General features: G+C 70.3%; 16 protein-coding genes. 4 read left to right on the top strand and 12 right to left on the bottom strand.

All coding sequences use genetic code 11. The annotated features are described in order from the left end of the window. Nucleotides 1-153: 153 nt before the first annotated feature. The 9 genes from E3T54_RS11725 to E3T54_RS11685 form a co-directional block, all read right to left on the bottom strand. The gene (locus E3T54_RS11725) at nucleotides 154-1,299 is read right to left on the bottom strand and encodes a cysteine desulfurase family protein (RefSeq protein ID WP_134475833.1); all 1,146 of its coding nucleotides are present in this window, start codon (nucleotides 1,297-1,299) and stop codon (nucleotides 154-156) included. A gap of 11 nt (nucleotides 1,300-1,310) precedes the next feature. Further along, the gene (gene nadC, locus E3T54_RS11720) at nucleotides 1,311-2,171 is read right to left on the bottom strand and encodes a carboxylating nicotinate-nucleotide diphosphorylase (RefSeq protein ID WP_134475832.1); all 861 of its coding nucleotides are present in this window, start codon (nucleotides 2,169-2,171) and stop codon (nucleotides 1,311-1,313) included. Continuing rightward, nucleotides 2,165-3,934 (bottom strand): L-aspartate oxidase, encoded by a 1,770-nt coding sequence (gene nadB, locus E3T54_RS11715; RefSeq protein WP_134475831.1) that lies wholly within the window; start codon nucleotides 3,932-3,934, stop codon nucleotides 2,165-2,167. The genes nadC and nadB overlap by 7 nt, the downstream gene beginning before the upstream one ends. 2 nt (nucleotides 3,935-3,936) lie before the next feature. Further along, nucleotides 3,937-5,316: a quinolinate synthase NadA gene (gene nadA, locus E3T54_RS11710; protein ID WP_134475830.1), complete on the bottom strand. Its 1,380-nt coding sequence runs from the start codon at nucleotides 5,314-5,316 to the stop codon at nucleotides 3,937-3,939. 70 nt (nucleotides 5,317-5,386) lie between these two features. Beyond that, nucleotides 5,387-6,079: an NUDIX domain-containing protein gene (locus E3T54_RS11705; RefSeq protein ID WP_134475829.1), complete on the bottom strand. Its 693-nt coding sequence runs from the start codon at nucleotides 6,077-6,079 to the stop codon at nucleotides 5,387-5,389. A 115-nt stretch (nucleotides 6,080-6,194) separates the two neighbouring features. Then, a complete protein-coding gene (locus E3T54_RS11700; RefSeq protein WP_134475828.1) occupies nucleotides 6,195-6,950 on the bottom strand; it encodes a polyprenol monophosphomannose synthase in 756 nt (251 codons plus the stop codon). A 4-nt stretch (nucleotides 6,951-6,954) separates the two neighbouring features. Next, entirely contained in the window at nucleotides 6,955-8,499 is a 1,545-nt protein-coding gene (locus tag E3T54_RS11695) for a glycosyltransferase family 39 protein (protein ID WP_134475827.1), read from the bottom strand. 65 nt (nucleotides 8,500-8,564) lie between these two features. Beyond that, on the bottom strand, nucleotides 8,565-9,938 hold the full coding sequence (locus E3T54_RS11690; protein WP_134475826.1) for a cell wall metabolism sensor histidine kinase WalK: 1,374 nt from the start codon (nucleotides 9,936-9,938) through the stop codon (nucleotides 8,565-8,567). Continuing rightward, a complete protein-coding gene (locus tag E3T54_RS11685; protein WP_092324146.1) occupies nucleotides 9,935-10,609 on the bottom strand; it encodes a response regulator transcription factor in 675 nt (224 codons plus the stop codon). Before E3T54_RS11685 ends, E3T54_RS11690 begins: the two co-directional genes overlap by 4 nt. Nucleotides 10,610-10,753: 144 nt before the next feature. Here E3T54_RS11685 and E3T54_RS11680 point away from each other — a divergent pair, with 144 nt between their 5' ends. After that, nucleotides 10,754-11,599 carry a carbon-nitrogen hydrolase family protein gene (locus E3T54_RS11680; RefSeq protein WP_134475825.1) on the top strand — a complete coding sequence of 282 codons (846 nt, stop codon included), beginning with the start codon at nucleotides 10,754-10,756 and terminating at the stop codon, nucleotides 11,597-11,599. Between the two features lie 19 nt (nucleotides 11,600-11,618). Here E3T54_RS11680 and E3T54_RS11675 read toward each other — a convergent pair whose 3' ends face one another. Further along, on the bottom strand, nucleotides 11,619-12,005 hold the full coding sequence (locus E3T54_RS11675) for an ATP-dependent DNA ligase (protein ID WP_241977186.1): 387 nt from the start codon (nucleotides 12,003-12,005) through the stop codon (nucleotides 11,619-11,621). A gap of 214 nt (nucleotides 12,006-12,219) precedes the next feature. Here E3T54_RS11675 and E3T54_RS11670 point away from each other — a divergent pair, with 214 nt between their 5' ends. Then, entirely contained in the window at nucleotides 12,220-12,465 is a 246-nt protein-coding gene (locus tag E3T54_RS11670; protein ID WP_134475824.1) for a hypothetical protein, read from the top strand. Here E3T54_RS11670 and E3T54_RS11665 read toward each other — a convergent pair. Beyond that, complete coding sequence (locus tag E3T54_RS11665) at nucleotides 12,462-13,454, bottom strand: alpha/beta fold hydrolase (RefSeq protein ID WP_134475823.1); 993 nt, start codon at nucleotides 13,452-13,454, stop codon at nucleotides 12,462-12,464. The genes E3T54_RS11670 and E3T54_RS11665 overlap by 4 nt on opposite strands. 129 nt (nucleotides 13,455-13,583) lie before the next feature. On the opposite strand from E3T54_RS11665, the gene E3T54_RS11660 reads away from it, so the two are divergent. Further along, entirely contained in the window at nucleotides 13,584-14,657 is a 1,074-nt protein-coding gene (locus tag E3T54_RS11660; RefSeq protein ID WP_134475822.1) for an alkene reductase, read from the top strand. Between the two features lie 82 nt (nucleotides 14,658-14,739). Here the strand turns inward: E3T54_RS11660 and E3T54_RS11655 are convergent, their stop codons facing one another. Further along, nucleotides 14,740-15,948, bottom strand: coding sequence for an aminotransferase class I/II-fold pyridoxal phosphate-dependent enzyme (locus E3T54_RS11655; RefSeq protein WP_134475821.1), 1,209 nt, complete (start codon nucleotides 15,946-15,948; stop codon nucleotides 14,740-14,742). A gap of 106 nt (nucleotides 15,949-16,054) precedes the next feature. On the opposite strand from E3T54_RS11655, the gene E3T54_RS11650 reads away from it, so the two are divergent. Further along, nucleotides 16,055-16,609, top strand: coding sequence for a hypothetical protein (locus E3T54_RS11650; protein WP_134475820.1), 555 nt, complete (start codon nucleotides 16,055-16,057; stop codon nucleotides 16,607-16,609). The last annotated feature ends 6 nt before the right edge of the window (nucleotides 16,610-16,615 follow it).

Raw genomic sequence — 16,615 nt, 5'->3', positions numbered from 1 at the left:
ACCGCCGCCCCGTCCGCGTCACGCCAATAATCGGGTCATTCATAGCTGCTCCAATTCCCCGCACTGCTTGCCTAGGGTGTCTTACGACCATCATGGCAATCAGCGCGCATCACGCGCGCAGCGGCGCACGACCCGCGTAGCGCGCGCGGGGTCTTAACGGGCGCCGAGACGCCTGACCGCGTCCACGGCGGCGCGCACGGATGCCGCGGCCGCGGCCAGTTCCTCGGCCGTCGTCGTCGCGGCGAGGGTGAACCGCACCGCGGTCTGGGCGACCTCGGCGGGGTACCCGAGCGCGGTGAGCACATGGGACGGCTCGTCGCTGCCCGCGGCGCAGGCCGACCCGCTGGAGCAGACGATGCCGTGCTGTTCGAGTTCGAGCAGCACGGCCTCGCCGCTCGTGCCCGGGAAGACGAACGACGCGTTGCCGGGCAGCCGCCGGCCGGGGTGGCCGGTGAGCCGGGCGCCCGGGGTGTCGCGAAGCACGGCGGCGATGAAGGTGTCGCGCAGCTCCGTCGTGCGCAGGGCCGCCTCCTCGCGCTCCTGCTCGGCCAGCCGGAGCGCCGTGGCCAGCGCGACCGCCCCGGCAACGTTCTCGGTGCCGCTGCGCTTGCCGCGCTCCTGGCCGCCGCCGTGCAGGACCGGCTCGATCGGCAGCCGGCCGCGCAGGTAGATGGCGCCGATGCCCTGCGGGGCGCCGATCTTGTGGCCGGAGATGCCGAGCGCGTCGATGCCAAGGCTGCCGACGTCCAGGGGGAGCCAGCCGGCCGCCTGCACGGCGTCGGTGTGGAAGGGGGCGCCGACGTCGCGGGCGACCTGGGCCAGGGCCGCGATGGGCTGCACCGTGCCGACCTCGTTGTTCGCGTACTGCACCGAGACGAGGGTGGTGCCCGGGCGGATGACGCGCCCGAGCTCGTCCGGATCGACGAGGCCGGAGGCATCCGTTGCCAGCATGGTGACCTCGAAGCCGTGCAGCCGGCGCAGGAAGTCGGCGGACTCGAGCACCGCCTCATGCTCGATCGGGGTGGTGATCAGGTGCCGGCCGCGGGGAGCGCCGAGGGCGATGCCCTTGACCGCGAGGTTGGCCGCTTCTGTTCCGCCGCTGGTGAAGGTGAGCTCGCCCGGACGGCAGCCGAGCAGGCGGGCAACCGTGCGGCGGGCTTCCGCCAGGGCCCGGGCGGCCGCCTCGCCCACGCGGTGGTGGCTCGAGGGGTTGCCGAACCCGCCGGCCAGATGCGGCCAGAGGGCTTCGAGCACCTCCCGGCGCACCGGCGTGGTGGCGGCGTTGTCGAGGTAGATCATGGCCGGGCCGATCAGCCCTCGGTGAGGATGACGATGTCGAGGCCGAGGTCGAGGGAGCGCACGCTGTGGGTGAGCGCGCCCACGGAGATCACGTCGACGCCGGTCTCGGCGATCGCGCGGACGGTCTCGAGAGACACCCCGCCGCTCGCCTCAACGATCGCGCGTCCGGCGACGATCGCGACGCCCTCGCGGAGCTGGTCCGGGGTGAAGTTGTCGAGCATGATCGTGTCGATCCCGGCGGCGAGCACGGGCTCGATCTGGTCGATCCGGTCGACCTCGACCTCGAAATGCGTCGTGTGCGAGAGCCGGTCGCGCACCTGGAGCAGAGCCTCGGTGAGGCCGAGCCCGCCGACGCCGAGCACGGCGAGGTGGTTGTCCTTGGCCATCACGGCGTCGGAGAGACTGAAGCGGTGGTTGCGCCCGCCGCCGTCGCGCACGGCCTGGCGCTCGAGGGCGCGCAGTCCCGGCGTGGTCTTGCGCGTGTCGACGATCCGGGCCGGGGTGCCCTCGGTTTCGGCCACGTACCGGGCGGTGAGGGTGGCGATCCCGCTCATCCGCTGCACGAAGTTCAGGCCGATCCGTTCGGCCTGCAGGATGCCCCGGGCCGGGCCGGACGCCTCCGCGAGCACCTCCCCGGCCTCGAACGGGGCGCCGTCGGCGGCGAGGCGGCGCACGAGAATGCGCGGGTCGGTGAGCCGGAAAGCGGCCTCGAACACGGCTTCGCCGCTGAACACGCCGGACTCCCGGGCCACGAGCTGCGCGGTCGCCAGCGCGCCGGCGGGGATGAGCACCTCGGAGGTGAGGTCACCCCAGGGGGCGTCCTCCTCGAGGGCGGCGCGCACAACGGTGTCGATGGCGTGACTGGTCAGCATGCGATGGCCTCCTCGGCCTGGATGACGGGTGCGGGGTCTGTGTGGTTTGCGAGCGGTGTGCGGTTCGTGAGACCCGTCGCCCGGTCGCCCCCGAGCGCCCAGGCCAGCGGGTAGGCGAGCTCCGCGCGAGCGGAGGGGAAGTCGACGCGGTGGTGGGCGCCGCGGGACTCCTCACGGGCCAGGGCCGCCTGCACGGTGAGCCGCGCGAGGTCGAGCAGGTTGGCGTCTTCGTGGGCGCTCACGGAGGCGCCGGGCCCGGTCTCGGGCCTGGTCCAGCCGGCCAGGGTGACGGCTGCCGCGGCCAGCCCGGCACCGCTTCGCAGCACGCCGGCCGACTCCCACATCAGCCCCTGCAGCGCCTCCCGCGAGAATCCGGAGGCCCGGCCTCTCTCGCCGTCACCCTCGGCCCCTCCGAATTCGCCGGACATTTCCGGCGGCGTGACCGCGCGCGGCAGGGCCAGGGCGGCGTGTCGCGCAAAATCTGCGTCGAATTCGGAGAACGGATCGGAGAACGGATCGGGCAACGGATCGGACGGCGCTAAGGGGAGGGAGAGCGCGCGCACGGCACGGTCGGCGAAGACGGCCGCTTCGAGCAGCGAGTTCGAGGCCAGGCGGTTGGCGCCGTGGGCGCCGGTGCGGGCGGCCTCGCCGACCGCGTACAGGCCGGGGAGCGAGCTGCGCCCCCAGACATCGGTGACGATGCCGCCCATCCAGTAGTGCGCCGCCGGGGCGACCGGGATCGGTTCCAGGGCCCAGTCGAGGCCGGCCGCGCGGCAGGCCTCGGTGATGGTGGGGAAGCGAGCCTCGAGCAGCTCGCGGCCGAGGCCGGTGGCGTCCAGCAGCACGGGCACGCCGCCTTGGGCGGCCATTTCGCGCGCGATGGCCCGGGCCACGACGTCGCGGGGGCCGAGCTCGGCATCGGGGTGCGCGGCGAGCAGGAAGCGCTCGCCCTTCGCGTTCCGCAGCACGGCGCCCTCGCCGCGGACGGCCTCGGAGACGAGCGGCGTTCCGGGGATCGCCAGCGCGGTCGGGTGGAACTGGTAGAACTCGAGGTCGGCAACGGATGCCCCGGCCCGCCAGGCCGCGGCGACCCCGTCGCCCGTCGCGAGGGCGGGGTTCGTGGTGTGCCGGTAGAGGGAACCGGCGCCGCCGGTCGCGAGGATCACCGCGTCGGCGTCCAGCACCCGGTGGTCGAGTTCCCGGTGGTCGAGCCTGTCGAGACCCCCCGCGCCCACCACGGTCGCGCCCAGCACGCGCCCGCCCCGCACAACGAGGTCGGTGAGCATCGTGTGCTCGAGGATGCGGAGCGTGCCGACCGCGGCGGAGCCCTGGGCCGCCGCCCGCGCCCGCACCGTCGCCACCAGGGCCGCCTCGATCTCCGCGCCGGTGGCGTCGCCGCCGGCGTGCAGCACGCGCGAGCGCGAGTGGGCGGCCTCGAGGCCACGGGTCAGGCCGGAGTCGTCGCGGTCGAAGTCGACGCCGAAGCGGATCAGGTCACGCACGCGTGCCGGCCCCTCGGCACAGAGCACGCGCACCGCTTCCGCATCGCAGAGCCCGGCCCCCGCCCGGAGCGTGTCGAGGATGTGCGTGTCGACGGAGTCGTCCCGGAACATGGCGGCCGCGATCCCGCCCTGGGCGTGGCGGGTGTTGCTTTCCGGCAGCGAGGCCTTCGTCACCAGGGTGACGTCGTGGCCGGCATCCGTCGCGCGCACCGCGGCAGTGAGCCCGGCGAGGCCGCTGCCGACAACCAGCACCGATCCCATGGTCAGGCCTCGGCGCTGACGACAGTATCGGCGCGCGAGACCCCCGGGGCCGCGACCACGGAGGTCTCGACAGGCTCGACCACCGAGGCGGGCGGCTTCGCGGCGAGCATCCGCTCAAGGGCGACAAGGGCGTGCCCGGCGACGTCCGCTGACACCGTGATCCGGTTGATCACCTCGGCCGGGCGTTCCGCCGTGCCGACCAGGCCCTCGAGCACCCAGGCGAGGTAGCCGGAGTGGATGCGGTACATGGTCGAGCAGGGGCAGACCACCGGGTCGAGGCAGAAGATCGTGTGCTCGGGGTGCTGGGCGGCGAGCCGCTGCACGAGGTTGATCTCGGTGCCGATCGCGAAGGTCGAGCCGCCCGGCGCGGCCGCGATCGCCTTGCGGATGTAGTCGGTCGAGCCGTACTCGTCGGCCGCGTCGACGACGGGCATCGGGCACTCCGGGTGCACGATCACTCGCACGCCCGGGTGCTCGATGCGCGCCGTGGCGATCTGGTCGACCGTGAAGCGCCGGTGCACACTGCAGAATCCGTGCCAGAGGATCACCCGGGCGTCGTCCAGCTCCTCGGCCGTGCTCCCGCCGAGGGGCTTGCGCGGGTTCCACATCGGCATCTGTTCCAGCGAAACGCCCATCGCCTTGGCGGTGTTGCGGCCGAGGTGCTGGTCGGGGAAGAACAGCACGCGCTGGCCGCGCTCGAACGCCCACTCGAGCACGGTTTCGGCGTTCGAGGAGGTGCAGACGATGCCGCCGTGCTCGCCGCAGAAGCCCTTGAGCGCCGCGGAGGAGTTCATGTAGGTGACCGGGATCACCGGGACCCGGCCGTCGGCATCCGGCTCGGTGCCGTACAGGTCCTCGAGCTGCTCCCAGCACTCGGTGACCGAGTCGATGTCGGCCATGTCGGCCATCGAACAGCCGGCGGCGAGGTTGGGCAGGATGACGGCCTGCTCCGGGCCGGAGAGCAGGTCGGCCGTCTCCGCCATGAAGTGCACGCCGCAGAAGACGATCGCCTCGGCCTCCGGGTGGCTCCTGGCCGCCTGGGCGAGCTGGAACGAGTCGCCCACGAAGTCGGCGTGCTGGAGCACCTCATCGCGCTGGTAGAAGTGCCCGAGCACGAGCACCCGGTCGCCGAGGGTCTCCTTGGCGGCCCGGATGCTCGCGCGCAGCTCCTCCGTGGAGGCCGTGCGGTACCGCTCCGGCAGTTCGCCCTGGCGCGGAGACCCGGTCGGGATCACGTCACCCATCGAAGACCCGGGGCCGTAGCCGGGAGTGCCGGAATCGAACTCCCACGGGGCGGTGGCGAGATCGGGGCTGCAGGTGCTGCCGACGGTCTCTCCCGTGGTGATGAGCTGGATGGTCCGGTCAACCGATGCAATCGTCATGGCGTTGTTCCTTGGTCTCGGGTTCAGGTGGGTCGGGTGCGAATGTGTCGGGTCAGGCGAGGCGTGTGGTTCAGCCGATGGACGGGCCGAGCGGCCCCTGGTCGGCGAGGCGGCTGGAATCGTTGTAGCGGTACAGGCGCGGGGGGCGGTGACGGGCTCCGGCAAGGTGCTGGCCGGTGTCGACGACCGTGCCGGACGCCTCGACCGTGCGCCGGAAGTTCGCCGGGTCGAGCGGCTTCTGCAGCACGGCCTCGTGCACGTCGCGCAGCTGGGCGAGGGTGAAGGTCTCGCCGAGGAAGGCGTGCGCGATGCGGGCGTACTCGACCTTCGTCCGGAGGCGCCAGAGCGCGTAGTCGACGATGCGGTTGTGGTCGAAGGCGAGCTGGGGCAGCCGGTCGGCGGGGAACCACTGCACGTTCTCGCCGACGGCGGCCAGCGCGGCCTCGTCGGACTGCACGAGCGCCCAGTAGACGATCGACACCACGCGGGTGCCGGGGGAGCGGCCGAGGTCGCCGAAGGTATAGAGCTGCTCGAGGTACTTCGGCGTCAGGCCCGTCGTCTCCCGCAGGGTCCGGGACGCCGCCGCCGCCAGTTCCTCGTCGCCCGGAAGCCAGCCGCCCGGCAGCGCCCACTGGCCGAGGTGCGGTTCCCGGATGCGCCGTACGAGCGGCAGCCACAGCGTCATGAGCCCGGATGCCTCGTCGGGGCGCAGGGCAAAGATCACCGTCGACACGGCGAGCGTGGCCTGGTTCTGTGACGTCATAGGGGCACCCTTGGGTAAAGGTCATAGTGACTCTAACTGCAGGACTCCATCATATAGTCACAATGACCATAACTCCCAACCGGTTACCTCGCGGAGTGGCCGGGGGAGGCCGGCTTTAGCCCAGACGAGACGAGGGCGTCGGCGCCGCTGCGCCCTGGCGGCGGATCCCGCGGCCGGTCAGACCCCACCGGGTGACCCTGGCCATCGCCTCGAGAACGATCGCGCCGCTCATCTTCGACGTGCCGTGGGTGCGTTCGATGAACGTGATGGGAACCTCGACCACGCGCAGCCCGGCCCGCACGGCGTGCAGGAGCATGTCGATCTGAAAGCAGTACCCGAGGCTGTCGACGCGATTGAGCTGCATCCGTTCGAGGGCGTTCGCGGAGTACACGCGGAAGCCGCCGGTCACGTCCTGCTGCGGCAGATTCAGCAGGATGCGGGAGTACGTCGACCCGCCCCTCGACAGGGCGAGGCGGTGCCACGGCCAGTTGCGCACCGCTCCGCCGGGCACCCAGCGCGATCCCAGCACCACGTCGGCCGTTTCGGCCGCGGCGAGCAGGTCGGGCAGCTGTTCCGGAAGGTGCGAGCCGTCGGCATCCAGCTGCACCAGCCTGTCGTAGCCGCGGGAAAGGCCCCAGGTGAAGGCCTCGAGGTAGGCGGCGCCGAGGCCCTCCTTGGTGAGACGGTGGAGCACGTGCACGTTCGGGTGCCGGGCGGCGAGCGCGCCGGCGAGTTCGCCCGTGCCGTCCGGGGAGGCGTCGTCGACGACCAGAACCTCACTGCCGGGAACTGCGGACAGCACGCGGGCAACGATCGACTGGATGTTCTCTCGTTCGTTGTACGTCGGGATGATGACGAGCGTCTGCGGCATAGTGCTATCTTGTCATTTCGATGATCAGGGTGCGGTGGACGACGGTGACCTCGGCGACCGTGAAGCCGTGTTCGCGGAGAGTCCGGACGTCACTGCCGCGCGTGCTGGTTCGGCTGCCCTGGTTCTGCAGCAGCCAGACCGTGTCGGAGCCGTCGAGGGCACCGACGGCGGCGGAGAGCGGCACCGTGCGATCCCAGAGGCCGGCGGCAGTGAGATACGACTGGGCGAGGGTGATGTCTCGGAGGCCGCGGAAGGCGGCGGGGTAGACGTGCATCGCCACCCGCGGCCGCCGGGACGGTCGGACGCTCTCGTCGAACACGACGGCGTCGCCCGGAGTGGCTTCCTCCTGCAGGACGGCGGCGGCCTGACGCCAGTCACTGCCGCCGTTCTTTCCGAACTCCCCGCGCTGGGCCAGATAGGTCGGCACGGCGAGCACGGCGATGAGGAGCACCCCGGCCGCATGCGACCAGCGCCACCGCATCGCGGCCAGGCCCGCTGCGAGGGCGATCGCGGCAGCGGGGGCGCAGAACGAGAGGTAGCGGCGCGAGTAGAGTGGCGCGCCGAGGCAGGTTCCGAGCACGAGGACCGCGGTCGGGATGATCAGCCAGGCGAGCATCGTCGCCAGCGCCCCGGGGAACGCGGCCCTGCCGGCCTCCCGTCGCCGCCACCCGCGGAATGCCCTGACGACGGCGAACAGGATGAGTGCCCAGGCGGCGGAGGCGACCGCGGCGTTCCCGAACCACTGGAGCACGGCGACGTCGTCCAGCGTCGGCAGCGGGCGGCGGCCGAGGAAGTCGACCTGATGGCGTTGGCTGACGCCCCAGTAGAGGATCGGGGCTGCGAGCGCGAGGCCGGCGCCTGTTGCGACGGCCCAACGGCCGAGCGCGGGGATGCCCCGCGTCCGCGTGCGCCCGAGCAGCAGCACCGCGAGGGCATGCACGGGAATCAGCAGGGCCAGGTAGAGGAACAGGTAGAGCCCGGCGGCCCACAGCACGGCGTAGCCGGTCCACAGCGCTAGTCGGTGGCAGGTCGGCTTCTCGTCGGCGCGCAGGGCCAGCACGAGCAAGACGCTCAGCCACACGGCGACGGCGCTCGCGAGGGCGCTCGATCGCGCCTCCGCACCCATGTACGTCACGCGGGGAAGCACGGCGAATGCGAGCGCAGCGATGACCGCGACCCTGGCGTCGAACAGGTTCCGCGCCAGCACTGCGGTTCCCGCGGCCGCCGCACCGATGGCGATGGCGCTGGGAAGCCGGACCGCCGGCTCGGAGGTACCGAACACCCGGATCCAGACGTGGAGGAACAGGTAGTAGCCGCCGTGCACCGCGTCCACGTGTCCGAGCATCCGGAACAAGGAGGGCAACGGCCTTTCCGCCGACATGACGCTCGCTGCCTCGTCTCCCCACAACGACGGTTGCCACGACCCTGCGGCCGAGACGACGAATCCGACCAGCCCGAGGAGGGCGGCGGTCGGCGCGAATGTCCGCTCCCCGGCCGACCGGAGCCGAGGGGCGGCGGCGGTCATCGGAGGGGCGAGTACGGAGGTCACGCCCCGAATCTAGGCCGGGTCGTGTGAATTTTGCATGCGGATCAGAGCGGTATTCCTGCGAAGTTTCACAGACTTCCCGTCGTGGTGCGGGGGAGCTTCACCAGCACGGACAGCCCGGGGTCGGTGTTTCGCAATTCGACGGATCCGTGCGCCCGATCGACGATCGCCCGCACGATGGCCAGACCCAGGCCGGAGCCACCGGATGTGCCCGCGCGGGACGGGTCCGGGCGGGAGAACCGATCGAAGGCCAGCGGGATGAATTCGTCGGGCATCCCGGGGCCGGTATCCGCGACCGTCAGCAGCGCCGCACTGTCGTCCTGGCGAACACTCACCGTCACCGTCCCGTGCCCGTCCATGGCGGTCATTGCGTTGGAGATGAGGTTGTCGAGAAGCTGGCCGAGGTTCGTGCGCGAGATCGGGTAGCGGCCGGCGGGATCGGCGCCGCCGGTGTCGTAGGCCACTTCGAGGCCGCGACTGTCCTGGACGGCGCGCGCCCGGTCGACTGAGGCCGTGATCTCGGAGGTGAGGTCCGTCCAGCTGATTTCGGGCCTGGTCTGTTCGCTCTCCAACTTCGACAACTCAAGCAGATTGGTGGCCAGTCGAGTGAGCCGGTCAACGGTGGCGGATGCCTCATCGATGTCCCGCTCGAGAGCGGCAGCGTCGCCGGCATCCAGGTGGGCCAGGTCCAGCTGGGCCTTGAGAACGGCCAGGGGAGTGCGAAGTTCATGGCTCGCATCCGACACGACCTGTTTTTCCCGGTCGATGCCGCGACGCAGCGCACCGATGAACGTGTTGAGAGTGACGGCGAGCAGGCTGACTTCGTCGCGACCCGGTGGCACCGCCAGCCGCGCCCCCGACCCGCTCGAACTCAGGCTCTCCGCCTCTGCTCGCAGCCGGTTCACCGGTCGCAGGGCGGCCCCGGTGAGCAGCCAGGACGCGATGCCGAAGCCGACCAGCAGCACGGCGGCACCGATCATGAGCACCCGGGTGAGCTCGTCGAGGAGCAGCGTCAACGCTTCCTGGTTGCGGGCGGCCACGACAATCCAGGTTCCGTCCGGTGTGCGAACCTGCTCTGCCACGACGCGATAGGTGTTCCTGCCGGTATCGACGAGCTCGGGATCGTCGCCCAGCGTGACCAGTGACGAGATGCGTTTGATGAGGCTCCGGGGAAGGGAGCTCACCCGAACGGTGCCGTTGGGATCCACCACGGCGATGAGCTGTCCCTCGCCCGCCGGGTCCGGCGCCCGGGTCGGGTCGTTGCCGAGCTCGGCCGCGACCGGCGCCGTGTCGTTTTCGAGCAACGTCGCCGTTGTCTGATCGAGGATCGATTGCACCTCGAGCCGGAAGAACGTGGCCGCAATGCCGAACAAGACCGCGGCGATCAGCAGGCTTCCCAGGGTGATGCGGGCGCGGATCGAGAGCGCCCGCAGCCCCTTCATTCCGCCGCCTCGGCCAGGTACCCCGAGCCGCGCACGGTCACGATCCGCACTCCGGAAGTGCTCGGATCGATCTTCCGACGCAGGTAGCTGACGTACTGGTCGACGATGTTCGGGTCGATGTGCCCGGTGCCGTGCCAGACCTCTTCCAGGATCGTCGTCCGACTCACGGTGGTTCCGGCACGGCTGCAGAGCAGGCGAAGCAGTGCCCCTTCCTTGGGGCTCATCGGTACCGGGCGGCCGGCCACCGTCACGGTGAGGTCGCGCGAATCCAGCACGAGCGCGCCCAGCTCCAGGATCGGAGGCGTCCCCATCGCGTGACGCCGCAGGAGTGCGCGTACCCGGGCGGTGAGCTCGGGGAAGGCGAACGGCTTCGTGAGGTAGTCATCTGCCCCGCTGTCCAGCCCGAACACGCGGTCGTCAACCGTGTCCCGGGCTGTGAGCAGGAGCAACGGCATCGTGTTGCCGGTTTCGCGGATGCGGCGGCAGATCTCGAATCCGGACATGTGCGGAAGCATCACGTCGATTGCAGCCAGGGCGAACCCGTCGGCGGATGCGGCGATGAGGGCGTCGACCCCGTTGGACACCCGAACGACGTCGTAGCCCTCGGCGCTGAGCCCGCGCTCGATCAGCTCGCCCATCTGATCGTCGTCTTCCACGACCAGGATCCTCATCGTCACGTCCTCTGCGTCGGCTGAGCCCTGCCCACATGGTGCCACGACGTGATGCAGTTATCGCGACCCCGCCCATTCGGAACGCCCGCACGGCCGCCGCACCGCCGCACCGCCGCACCGCCGCAGCGCGGATAGGCTGGCGCCATGGAACATCCCCTGGCCCCCCGCCGTCCCGCCGCCGGCTCCGCGGTCGCCATCGGGGTCGCCGTCGCGCAGTTCCGGCCGGGAGCCGACCGGGCAGAGAACCTTCGGGCAATGCGCGCGCTCACCGCAACCGCGGTCGACCGCGGGGCGGCCCTGGTCGTGTTCCCCGAGTACTCGGCCTTCTTCGAGCCGGTGATGGGGCCGGCCTTCGTCGCCGCGGCTGAGCCGCTGGACGGCCCGTTCGTGGTCGCGCTCGGCGAGCTGGCCGCGGAGTTCGGCGTGCACGTTGTGGCCGGGATGCTGGAGCAGACCGCAGGGCGGGAGCGGTTCTCCAACACCGTCGTCGCGGTGAACCCCGCGGGGCGCCTGGTGGCGAAGTACCGCAAGCTTCATCTCTACGATGCCTTCGGCGATCGCGAATCCGACTGGGTGCTGGCGGGCGAGATCGAGCCGCCGGAGACGTTCGACCTGGCCGGCCTGAGCGTCGGACTTCAGACCTGTTACGACATCCGGTTCCCCGAGGTGACCCGGCGCCTCGTCGACGCGGGGGCCGAGCTCGTGCTGGTGCCGGCCGAGTGGGTGCGCGGACCGCTGAAAGAACACCACTGGCGCACACTCGTCACGGCCCGCGCCCTGGAGAACACGATCTATCTGGCCGCAGCGGACCACGCCCCGCCCGTGGGGGCGGGGAACAGCATGGTCGTCGATCCGATGGGCGTCGAACTCGTGACGATCGGCGAGGCGACGGACGTCGCGGTGGCCTGGGTCTCGGCGCAGCGTATCGCGGCCGTGCGGGCCCTCAACCCGGCTCTCGCCCTGCGTCGATTCGGCATCGGCCCTCGCTAGCCTGGGCCGGCAGCACGGCTCAGCCTTCTCTCGCCACGGTCGACTGCGAGGTTGGAGCGGCGTGGATGTGGAACGAGGCTTCGGGCCGGGAGGAATGAGCCGGTTCGACCATTGAGCGGTCCTCACCGGTGGCCACGAGCCCCTGCGAGCTGTTGGCGGAGCGGGTGAGTTGGGCGAGCCACAGCGGATTGATCGAGGGAGGCTGGCCTCCCGAGAATTTGAAGTAGAGCGGGATGGCGGGGTGCAGCCAGGCTGAGCTGCGGCCGTCACCGACCTCCGCGGCATTCCTCCAGGAAAGCAGGAAGCTCTCGCCCCGGCGGAGCTTCTGCACAATAACGATCTGCAGGTGAGCCAGAATTCGATCATCGAAATCGACTGTCACCCTGTCGTATGTCAACGAGCCCATGGTGTCGCTTTCAGTCGGTCGGTAAATTGGGGTTCCGGAAGCTGATGAAAGCGATTATAACCACTCACAAAGGAGCTGGAGGTTCTCTCAACTATCCTCGCTCAGCAAGCCCACCGCAAGAGAAGCGACACCGGGCGGCCCCGTGGGTAGGGTGTGGCCCAGCGGGTGTCAGAACGACTGAGTCGGCGCCCGCACCGGGAAAGGAAGCACTGACATGGACTACTGGGTCTACTCAATACCCCTGGCTGCGATCATCGGCGGAATCACGATCGCCATTTTCGCGCTGTACTTCAAGAACAAGAAGGACATCGCCTTGGCGGGAACCGGCGCCACGCGGGCCAGCGAGGACAACGCTCAGGTCAATCGGCAGGTGCTGGCTCGCCTCGACGCGCTCGACGCGCTCGACGCGCTCGACGCGCGCCTGGCCGCTGTCGAGAACAAGGTGTCCAGGGTTCCCTAGCCTCGGCGGGGGAGCAGACGCAGCGTCTCCTCGGGCCGCTCGATGTGCCCGAAGTGTCCGGTGTCGACCAGAGTGCAGGACGTGAAGTCGCGGATCACGCGGCCCAGCCGCGCGGCGTCGGAGTCGGCGACGAAGACATCCGTGTCGCCCTGCTGGGCACGCACCGGGCACTCGATGCGTGACCACGCCGACTCGGGGTCGTAGTCTCCGGCGCGCCTCGAGGCGAGGCCGAACGCGCGCGGGCGGGCCTCGGCGCCGAGGGCGGCGACGACGCTGGCGCTGATCAGGCCGGGCCGACTGAACAGGGGCGCCACGAGAGGGCGGAGCAGCGACATCCGTTCGAGGCCGCGAACGAACGCCGTGCCGGCCCGCCCGGCCAGGCCGAGGGCCCGCATGACCTGGCGGAGCGCGGTGAATCCGGGCAGCAGCGTGAATCGGGCCAGCGGATGCCGGACACTCTCGATCACGGAGAAGGTCGTGGCCGAAACCAGGCCGACGGACACCGTCGCGCGCACCTCGGCTGAGGCCAGCTCCAGCGCGATGAAACCGCCCATCGAGTGGCCGATCACCACCCAGCGGCTGTAGCCGAGCGCCCGGGCGAGCTCGGCGACCAGGGCCGCCATCGCCTCGGTGGTGAGCGCGTCCTCGTCGATCGGCAGCAGAGTGCCGCCCCAGCCCGGGAGGTCCGGGATGATCAGGTCGCCGACGGAGGCGCCGGACGGCGTATCACCGGTCGCGAGCGCGTCGGCGGCGCGCAGCAGGGGAGTCCAGGTCGACCACGACCCGGCCGCGCCGTGCAGCAGGATCGTTGCGGTGTCGCTGCCCGTTCGGCGGCCGTGCCGCACCGTGACGGGACCCGAACTCACCGCCACGGAACTGGTCGCCAGGCCGAACGTCCGGGCATCCGTCGTGATCGGGAAGGGGCAGTATCCCGAGGGAATTGGCGTGCGCTCCGCTGCGGGTCGCGTGGGCGGGAACAGGGTGCTCATGGCTGGAGTTCGGCGCCGGCGGGGGCTGTGGATTGGCCGGGTGGCGGAATAGGGCTGTGGATGGCGAGGTTGGCGACAGGGGGAACCCGCTTCCCCCACGTACTACCGCTTCAACGGAAAGAGTTCTTTGTGAATTTGTTTACCCCCCTGACCCTAGGCGAGCTGGAACTGTCCAACCGGATGGTCATGGCTCCCCTGACCCGCCTGCGTTCCGGATCTGCGGGTGTGCCCGGACCGCTCGTGGTGGAGCACTACCGGCAGCGGGCGTCGCTGGGGCTGATCGTCTCAGAGGGCACCTACCCGAGCCATGCCGGGCGGGCTTTCCCCGGTCAGCCGGGCCTCGTGACGCCGGAGCAGCTCGAGGGCTGGAAGAACGTGGCCGAGGCGGTGCACGCGGAAGGCGGCCTCATCGTCGCCCAGGTCATGCACGCCGGACGCGTCTCGCACGAGGGAACGAACGGTGGCCGCGAGGTCGTCGCACCGAGCGCGATCGCGATCGACGGCGAAACGCGTACCTATGACGGCAAACAGGCATTTCCGGTGCCACGGGCGCTCGCCACGGCTGAGCTGCCGGGCATCCTTGCCGAGTTCGTCCAGGCATCCAGGGACGCCATCGCGGCCGGCCTGGACGGCGTGGAGATTCACTCCGCCAACGGCTACCTGCTGCACGAATTCCTCTCCCCGGACTCGAACGTGCGTGACGACGCCTACGGCGGATCCCCGGCCAACCGGGCGCGCTTCGTGGCCGAGGTGGTCACGGCCGTGGCCGAGGCCATCGGCGCCGGGCGCGTCGGTCTGCGGATCTCGCCTGAGCACAACATCCAGGATGCCCTCGAGCCGGATGCCGCGGACGTGCGTGCCACCTACGGCGCCCTGGTCGACGCGATCGCCCCGCTCAAGCTCGCCTACCTGAGCATCCTGCACAAGGACCCGGCCGGTGAACTGGTGCAGGAGCTGCGGGCACGATTCGACGGACCGGCGCTCGTCAACAGCGGCTTCGGCACCGTCACGACCCGCGACGAAGCGCGGGGGCTCCTGACGGACGGGCTCGCCGACGCCGTCGTCGTCGGGCGCCCGGCCATCGCCAACCCCGACCTCGTGCGCCGGTGGCTGGAAGACCTGCCGCTGAACACGCCGGACCCGCTGACCTTCTATGGCGACGGCGCGGCCGGATACACCGACTACCCGGCGCTGGCCCACTAGCCACCCGCGCTCCCGCCCGCCTCCGGGTTGAGTTGCGGACATCGCACCTTCATTTCTCTGGTGAAGGTACTTTGTCCGCAACTCAGTGGGCGGAACGCCGCGAGATCCCGGAAAGCTGGGCAGCGGCCCGTTCGAGCAGGTCCGGCTTCTTGCAGTACGCGAAGCGCACGAGCGACGCGTACTCGGCCCGGTGTTCCGGGGAGCAGAAGGCCGAGATCGGAATCCCGACGACCCCGGCGAGATCGGGCAGCCGGCGACAGAAGTCCGCGCCATCCGGGTAGCCCAGCGGCGTGGCATCCGCGACGATGAAATAAGACCCCTGCGGCACGGTGATGCCGAACCCCGCGGCCGTCAGCCCGCGAGCCAGAACGTCGCGCTTGGCCCTGAGGTCCGCCGCGATTCCGGCAAAGAAGGTATCGGGCAGGTCGAGGCCCGTGGCGATCGCCGGCTGGAACGGCGCCCCATTGACGTAGGTGAGGAACTGCTTGACCGCCAGGATCGCCGTCACCAATGGGGCGGGCGCGGTGAGCCAGCCGATCTTCCAGCCGGTGGTGTTGAACGTCTTGCCGCCCGAGGAGATCGAGATGGTGCGCTCCCTCGCCCCGGGCAGGGTCGCAACGGGCACGTGGGGCTCGCCGAAGGTGAGGTGCTCGTAGACCTCGTCGGTGACGATGATCGCGTCGTGCCGGTGGGCGAGTTCCACGATGAGCTCGAGCGTCTCCCGGGGGAAGATCGCGCCGGTCGGGTTGTGCGGGTTGTTCACGACGATGAGGCGGGTGCGGTCGGTGACGGCGGCGCGAAGCTCATCCAGGTCGGGCTGGAAATCGGGGGCACGCAGCCGCACCGTGCGATGGATGCCCCCGCCGAGCGCGATCAGTCCGCCGTAGGCGTCGAAGAACGGCTCGAACGTGACGACCTCGTCGCCCGGCCCGAGGAGCGCGAGCATCGTGGCGGCGAGCGCCTCGGTCGCGCCGGCGGTCACGAGTACTTCGGATCCGGGGTCGACGGTGAGGCCGTAGAACCGGTGCTGGTGCCGGGCGATGGCCTCGAGGAGCACCGGCATGCCGCGCCCCGGCGGGTACTGGTTGATTCCGTCGGCGATCGCCTGCCGGGCGGCCTCGAGTACTTCGGTTGGCCCATCCTCGTCGGGGAAACCCTGGCCGAGGTTGATGGCTCCGGTTCGACCGGCCAGGGCGCTCATCTCGGCAAAGATGCTCGCGGTGACGCTGCCGTCATCGGCGAGAAGTCCGGCCCCGCGGGCCGTGCGCTGCCAGCCGCCGGGAATCGTCATCGTGTCACCTGCATGGGTCCAAGCTACGACATGTGTCGTCGCCTCGTGTCTCGGACCCTGTGGATAGATCGCGCGCTGCGGTGGGCTTCTGCCCTAGCGTGAGCGCATGCGGACTCAGTCCCATCACCTACTCGCCGTGTGCGCCACGGTGATGCTCGCGCTGCCGGCGCTCGCCGCGTGTGCCCCGGCGCCGACTCCCGTTCCCAGCCACACGGCCGCCGCCACGGATGCCCCGGTCTTCGCGTCAGACGAGGAAGCACTCGCCGCTGCCAAGAAGGCCTACGCCGCGTACCTGGAGACTAGCGATGCGATTACAGGTGATGGAGGCAAGGATCCCGAGCGAATCGCAACTTTCGTAGCTGACGATCTATTGAACTCAGAATTGCAGGGTTTTGCTGGATACGCCGCGGAGGGCGCGCACAGCGTTGGGTCGACCACTTTTAAGGTGTCGGGTGTTCAGAGCATCGAATCTTCGGGTGCCTTGATCTCGCTCTACATCTGCGAAGACGTATCCGGCCTGGACGTGGTTGATGCCACGGGAGCGACGCTTGTTTCACCGTCGAGAAAGCCCATCACGCCCTTCGAGGTGCGATTTGAGATGGGTGACAACTCGTTGATTCTGGGTTATCGCGGCGTGTGGGAGGGCGGCAACTTTTGTTGAAGCGAA

The organism is Cryobacterium sp. Sr8 (assembly GCF_004403225.1).
GTDB classification, from domain to species: domain Bacteria; phylum Actinomycetota; class Actinomycetes; order Actinomycetales; family Microbacteriaceae; genus Cryobacterium; species Cryobacterium psychrotolerans.
Note: the sequence above shows the minus strand (reverse complement) of the source record. Positions and strands in the feature narration are given on the sequence as shown.